The organism is Flavobacterium sp., from assembly GCF_043779715.1.
Classification (GTDB): domain Bacteria; phylum Bacteroidota; class Bacteroidia; order Flavobacteriales; family Flavobacteriaceae; genus Flavobacterium.
In genome coordinates, this window is sequence record NZ_JAYWDT010000045.1 from 43780 (window position 1) to 50388 (window position 6609).

The window sequence follows — 6609 nt, forward strand, 5'->3', positions numbered from 1 at the left end:
GCATCAGCAATAAAAAAGCATTATGAAAAAAAATATTTTATTCCTTGTCTTGTTCTCTTCATTTATTTGTAACGCTCAAATAAAGGGATTGGTAACTAATGACACAAACGCACCGCTTTCGTCGGTCACTATTTTTATAGAAAATTCTTATAATAATACTTCAACAAACGAAAAAGGATTTTATGAATTGAATGTAAAAAAAATCGGAAAATACGTAGTTGTTTTTCAGTATTTAGGTTTTAAAACCAAAAAAATTACTGTTACTATTGATGCTTTTCCGTATGAATTGAATGCGAAATTAGTAGAAGAAAATTTTGCTTTAAACGAAGTAGTTATAAACAATCAAGAAAATCCAGCCAATCAAATTATACGTAATGCCATCGCTGCAAAAAAGGAAAACGCTGCAAAAACTGCAAAATATAATGCCGATTTTTATTCTCGCGGACTCATGAGAATAAAAGATGCGCCAAAGAAAATTTTAGGTCAGGAAATTGGTGATTTTGATGGTGCTTTAGATTCTACCCGAACCGGAATTTTGTATTTATCGGAAACTGTTTCGAGATTAAATTTTCAGAAACCAGATAAAATGAAAGAAACCATAATCGCATCAAAAGTAAGTGGAAAAGACAATGGTTTTAGCTTTAACAATGCTGCTGGTGTAGATTTCGATTTTTATGAAAATTATTTGCCTTTCGAAATCAATATAATTTCGCCACTTAGCGACAATGCTTTCAATTATTATAAATTTAAAATAGAAGGTAGTTTTTATAACGAAGACAAGCAACAAGTAAATAAAATAAAGGTAATTCCGCGCCGTGACATCGAGCCAGTTGTAGAAGGTTACATATATATTGTAGAAGATTCGTGGGCAATTTATGCTGTTGATGTTGATTTGAAAGGTTATCGAATGCAAACTCCAGCGCTGGATAATCTGGTTCTAAAACAAAGTTTCAGTTATAATAAAATCGATAATATTTGGACAAAAAATACACAAAGCCTTGATTTTATTGCAGGAATGTTTGGAATTAATGTTTCTGGACGCTTCACGTACGTGTATAGTAATTTTGAATTTGAGCCAAAATTCGACAAAAAAACATTTACCAGAGAAGTGCTTACTTTCGAGAAAGATTCGAATAAAAAAGAAGACAGTTTCTGGAATGCGATTCGACCAGTTCCTTTAACAATCGAAGAAAGTACTGATTATGTTAAGAAAGATAGTATTCAAATTTTAAGAAAATCAAAAACTTATCTTGATTCGATAGACAAGAAAGAAAATAAGTTTCATATTCAACAAGTTTTGTCAGGTTATATTTATAAAAACTCGTACAAAAACAGAATTATAAATTATAGCGGACCACTAACTTCATTACGATTTAACACCGTTCAAGGTTATAATTTATCTGCGGGATTGTCATACACAAAACGAAATCCAGACGACAGAACTTATGTTAATTTCGGAACGAAATTTAATTATGGTTTTGCCGAAACTAAATTAAGAGCCATTGCCGATTTTTCTAAAAAATTCAACAATCATAATAATGCTTCTTTGTCTGTTTCTGTTGGAAGTGAAGCAACTCAGTTTAACGATAAAAATCCAATTTCAGATATTGTAAACTCTGTTAGCACTTTGTTTTTCAAAGATAATTATATGAAATTATTCGATAAGAATTTTGTCAAACTAAACTATAGTCAAGAAGTGGTAAATGGTTTTTCTCTTTATGCTAATTTCGACTATTCTGAAAGGAAACCATTGTTTAATAATACGGACTTTACCATTATAAAAAATAATGATTTGTATACCTCAAACAATCCGTTATTGCCTTTAGATAATTTAACTCCAGCTATTGTAAAACATAATTTGGCAAAAGGGAAAATAACTGGAAAAATAAATTTTGGACAAGAATATTGGACTCGCCCTGACGGGAAGTTTAATATCGCAAATGATAAATATCCAACGTTATATTTTACTTACGAAAAAGGTTTTGGCGAAAACCAAAGCAATTATAATTTTGACTATTTAGGCGCAAAAGTAACGCAAGATTTTGCTTTAGGAAATAAAGGACATTTAGGTGTAAATCTGACTGCTGGAAAATTCTTCGGGGCAGATAATATTTCCTTTGTAGATTACAAACATTTTTCGGGAAATCAGACTAGAATTGGGCAATCGGACAATTATTTGAATGTTTTTAACTTGATGCCTTATTACGCAAACAGTACCAATGATGCTTTTTTTGAAGTTCATTCAGAATATGATGATAAAGGTTTTATTATTAATAAAATCCCATTATTAAATAAATTGAAATCGAATTTAATTTTGGGTTATCATAACCTTTCGGTGTCTAACAAAACTCCATATCATGAGTTTTCTGCGGGATTGGATAATTTAGGTTTCGGTAAATTTAAAATTTTCAGATTGGATTATGTTCGCTCATATCAAAATGGTTTTCAGACTGACGGTGTGATTTTTGGATTGAAATTTTTGAATTTTTTGGATTAAATTAAATAGACAAACAACTACCGTTTAAAAAACACATCATATCCAAAACGAATCAAAGTCCCGATTACTACTATTAAAAAGAAAACTCGAATAAAACCATTTCCTTTTTTTAGAGCTGTTTTAGCGCCTAACCAACCACCAAAAGCGTTGCAAAAAGCCATAGGAATTGCGATGAGCCAAATGATTTTTCCTTTCAGAATAAATAAAGTAATCGAACCAATATTTGAAGCAACATTGACCATTTTTGCATTGGCAGAAGCATGCAAGAAATCGAAACCAAGAATAGTAATAAATGCTACAACAAGAAAACTTCCTGTTCCAGGACCAATAAATCCGTCATAAAATCCAATAAAAGAACTGATGATGATTCCAAAAAATATTATCTTAGTTTCGGACAATTCTTTGATTTGATGTTGTCCAAAATTTTTTTTGATAAAAGTGTAAATAGCTAATAAAATTAGAATTCCAAACAACAAAGGTTTCATAAAATCATTACTCACAAGGGTTAATAATTCTGAACCCAAAAAAGCAAATCCACAAGAAAATAGAGCCATAATGACTAATAATTTCCAGTTCATGGTTACATTTTTCAAATAGTGAAAAGCCGCAACGCTCGTACCACTAATTCCAGGAATTTTTAGCGATCCAGTTATAGATGAGATGGGGAAATTAGGTAATAATATTAATGCTATTGGAGTCTGAATTAATCCGCCACCACCAACAACGGCGTCTACAAAACCGGCAAAAAATGAAGCAATACAAAGTAAAATAATAATGTAGGTTTCCATATAGTTTAAAAAGTAAATCCCAAAACGTAAGTAATGGGATTTGTTATTATTATATACGCCATGGTGGACTTTTTCTGTTTTTTCCAGCGTTATAAATGATAATGATATTATTGTCTAAATCTTTTAATCTAGCTTCTCTCCACAACCATGGTTTATCTTCTGGGAGTTCGTTTATGATAAAATTATTTTCTAGAAGTTCATTTATTTTAATATCAACATTGTTAACTTCAAAATAAATCCAAGTTCCGTTATTAGCTTCTTCGTTTCTATGTAAAGAAAAAGTAGCATGACCATCGGGACATTCAAATCTTGCGTAGTCTGGCACAGATTTTACAATGAGGTTTAAACCCAATTTTTGATAAAATATGATAGATTGCTCTACATTTTTGACTGAAATTGTAACTTGATTTAAGTTCATTTCTACGACTCTCTTACAATATTTGCTCCAATTGCTCTTAAACGTTCATCAATTCTTTCGTAACCACGATCTATTTGTTCGATATTCTGGATAATACTTGTTCCTTTTGCAGTAAGCGCAGCAATTAGCAAAGATATTCCAGCTCTAATATCTGGAGAAGACATTGTGGTTGCTTTGAGTTGTGATTCGAAATCATGTCCCATAATTACCGCCCTGTGTGGATCACAAAGCATGATTTTTGCTCCCATATCTATTAGTTTGTCCACAAAAAACAATCGACTTTCGAACATTTTTTGGTGTATTAAAACATCTCCTTTTGCTTGAGTTGCAACTACAAGAATAATACTCAATAAATCGGGAGTTAATCCTGGCCAAGGTGCATCAGAAATGGTAAGAATCGAACCATCGATATCGGTTTTTATTTCATAATTTTCATGAGTAGGAATGTAAATATCATCTCCTCTTTTTTCTAAAGTAATTCCTAATTTTCTAAAAGTATTTGGAATAATTCCCAAATTGTCCCACGACACATTTTTAATGGTTATTTCGCTTCTTGTCATAGCTGCAAGACCAATCCAAGAACCAATTTCGATCATATCGGGTAAAATTCTGTGCTCACAACCACTAAGAGAATCTACTCCTTCAATAGTTAGTAAGTTCGAACCAACACCTGTTATTTTTGCGCCCATCGAGTTTAGCATCTTACACAATTGTTGTAAGTATGGTTCGCAAGCAGCATTATAAATTGTGGTTGTTCCTTCGGCAAGAACCGCCGCCATTACAATATTTGCCGTTCCCGTTACTGATGCTTCATCAAGTAACATATAAGCACCTTTTAGTTTGCCTTCAGATTCTACACCGTAAAAATGGTCTTCTCTTTCGTATCTAAATTTAGCACCAAGATTTATAAATCCTTCAAAGTGTGTATCTAAACGTCTTCTTCCTATTTTGTCTCCACCTGGTTTTGGAATATACCCACAACCAAATCTTGCTAATAACGGACCAACAATCATAATAGAACCACGAAGTGAACCACCTTCTTTTTTGAAAGCTTCGGTTTTTAAATAATCAATATTTACTTCATCAGCCTGAAAAGTATAATCTCCTGGACCATTTTTTTTAATTTTTACACCTAGATTTCCAAGTAAAACAATTAATTTGTTTACATCAATAATGTCTGGAATATTAGTTATTCTAACTTTTTCAGAAGTTAATAATGCTGGACATAAAACTTGTAATGCTTCATTTTTCGCTCCTTGTGGTGTGATTTCTCCTTTTAGTCGGATACCGCCTTCTATTTTGAAAGTACTCATTTTTTTCTAAGGTTCTAAGTTATGAGGTTCTAAATTATAAGGCTCTAAGGTTCTAAGATTGTGTGTTTTTTTACAAACTTAAAACCTCAGTACCTCAGTGCCTTAGTTCCTTTATTTCGGATTGTTATTATTTTTCACAAAAGGTTTTGGCTTCCCATTTTTTATAATTTTTGGCTTCCCATTGGTGTTATTTGTCTGTATTTTGTTCGACATACGTTTGTTAGTTCGCATCAAATCGTTAGAGTTTAATAACTCTTCAGTGCTTTGAGTCAAGTTTATTTTTCCGTCAGACAATTCTAGTAAATGCTCAAAAATAACTTCGTCAGTTACTGTGTCTTTGTTCCAACTCAAATAAGATTTCTTCATGTGCGTAGCAATCACTTTGCACAAAGCATTTTTCAGTTCGCCTTCTTCCCATTTGTTTGCCACATCAATCATGTACTTAATATTGTTTCCGTAAAAACGATATTTAGGAAAATTTTGAGGATATTTCAAAGGATCAGGACGCATTTTTAAAACCTCACGCGAGGGAATAGGATACGGAGAATCGACATCTAATTTAAAATCAGACATGATAAATATTTGATCCCATAACTTGTGCTGAAAATCTAAAACATCACGCAAATGTGGGTTCAAATTCCCCATCACCGATATGATATATTTCGCTGCTTTATTACGTTCCGTTCTGTCTTCGATAGCTGTTGCTTGGTCTATTAAAACATGCAGATACCTACCATATTCAGGAATAATAAGGGGTTTTCTTTCCGAATTGTATTCTAAATACTGCACCACGTCGCCAGCAATTTCTTTTGTATATTTTGTGTTCATATTTACAGGGAAACGATACCTTTTATAGTACCTACTTCTTGGTATTTAGCAATTATTTCATCGGCATCTTTCATAGTCACATCTACAGATATGCTGGTAAATTTGCCTGTTTTAGACTTTGTAGTTTTTATCACTGCGCCCAAACAATTAAAAGCGTTTTCAACACGTGCCACATTATCATCAACCGTAGGAACAATAAATTTAAATAAATATTCCGCAGGCCAAGTATTACTATTATCTAATTCTACCTTCAATCGTTCGTAGAACTCTTCAACTTTCTTATCCATTTTTCAACTTAAAATAAAAGCAAATATACGATTTTAGATTTAGGAATTACGAATTAGGAATTACGATTTTTTGGAGCGAATTGTTCGGACCTTTTTGCTATCGAAATTCCCGCTGCTGGAAGTCGCTTTCTCTGAAAAAGAGAAGAGCTCCAACAATTCCATCATCAGGGCTAGTTAGGAATTTGCATTCTTTCCTTGCAAACTATCAAGACTAAACCCTTAACGACCCACGAAACCCTCTAGCTGCATAGTAAGATTCTGCGCCATTATGGTATACAAAAACATTTCCGTAACGAAAATCCGCAAAAATAGCGCCACCAAGTTTTCTGATTTCAGAAGGAGTTTCTATCCAACTCGATGTTTTTGTATCGAAATTCCCAAATTGTTGCAACGCTCGATATTGTTCTTCGGTCAGAAGTTCAATACCCATACAGGCAACCATATCCATAACGTTATTTTCTGGTTTGTGTTCTTTCCT

The 6609-nt window shown here is 32.7% G+C and carries 7 protein-coding genes; 1 reads left to right on the forward strand and 6 read right to left on the reverse strand.

Annotated elements, in window-relative coordinates:
* The first annotated feature begins 22 nt into the window (after window positions 1-22).
* Window positions 23-2497: a DUF5686 and carboxypeptidase regulatory-like domain-containing protein gene (locus tag ACH2BG_RS02235; protein ID WP_395046103.1), complete on the forward strand. Its 2475-nt coding sequence runs from the start codon at window positions 23-25 to the stop codon at window positions 2495-2497.
* 17 nt (window positions 2498-2514) lie between these two features.
* Here the strand turns inward: ACH2BG_RS02235 and ACH2BG_RS02240 are convergent, their stop codons facing one another.
* From ACH2BG_RS02240 to ACH2BG_RS02265, 6 genes are all read right to left on the reverse strand, one after another.
* Window positions 2515-3285 carry a sulfite exporter TauE/SafE family protein gene (locus ACH2BG_RS02240; protein WP_395046104.1) on the reverse strand — a complete coding sequence of 257 codons (771 nt, stop codon included), beginning with the start codon at window positions 3283-3285 and terminating at the stop codon, window positions 2515-2517.
* A 49-nt stretch (window positions 3286-3334) separates the two neighbouring features.
* Complete coding sequence (locus tag ACH2BG_RS02245; RefSeq protein WP_395046105.1) at window positions 3335-3703, reverse strand: VOC family protein; 369 nt, start codon at window positions 3701-3703, stop codon at window positions 3335-3337.
* A gap of 2 nt (window positions 3704-3705) precedes the next feature.
* Complete coding sequence (gene murA / locus ACH2BG_RS02250; RefSeq protein ID WP_395046106.1) at window positions 3706-5016, reverse strand: UDP-N-acetylglucosamine 1-carboxyvinyltransferase; 1311 nt, start codon at window positions 5014-5016, stop codon at window positions 3706-3708.
* A 111-nt stretch (window positions 5017-5127) separates the two neighbouring features.
* Window positions 5128-5844, reverse strand: a complete 717-nt coding sequence (locus tag ACH2BG_RS02255; protein ID WP_395046107.1) for a DUF4290 domain-containing protein — start codon at window positions 5842-5844, stop codon at window positions 5128-5130.
* 2 nt (window positions 5845-5846) lie between these two features.
* Window positions 5847-6131: a DUF493 family protein gene (locus ACH2BG_RS02260; protein WP_395046108.1), complete on the reverse strand. Its 285-nt coding sequence runs from the start codon at window positions 6129-6131 to the stop codon at window positions 5847-5849.
* Between the two features lie 211 nt (window positions 6132-6342).
* Window positions 6343-6609, reverse strand: a 267-nt coding sequence (locus tag ACH2BG_RS02265) for a DUF4256 domain-containing protein (RefSeq protein WP_395046109.1), incomplete at its 5' end; no start/stop codon positions are given.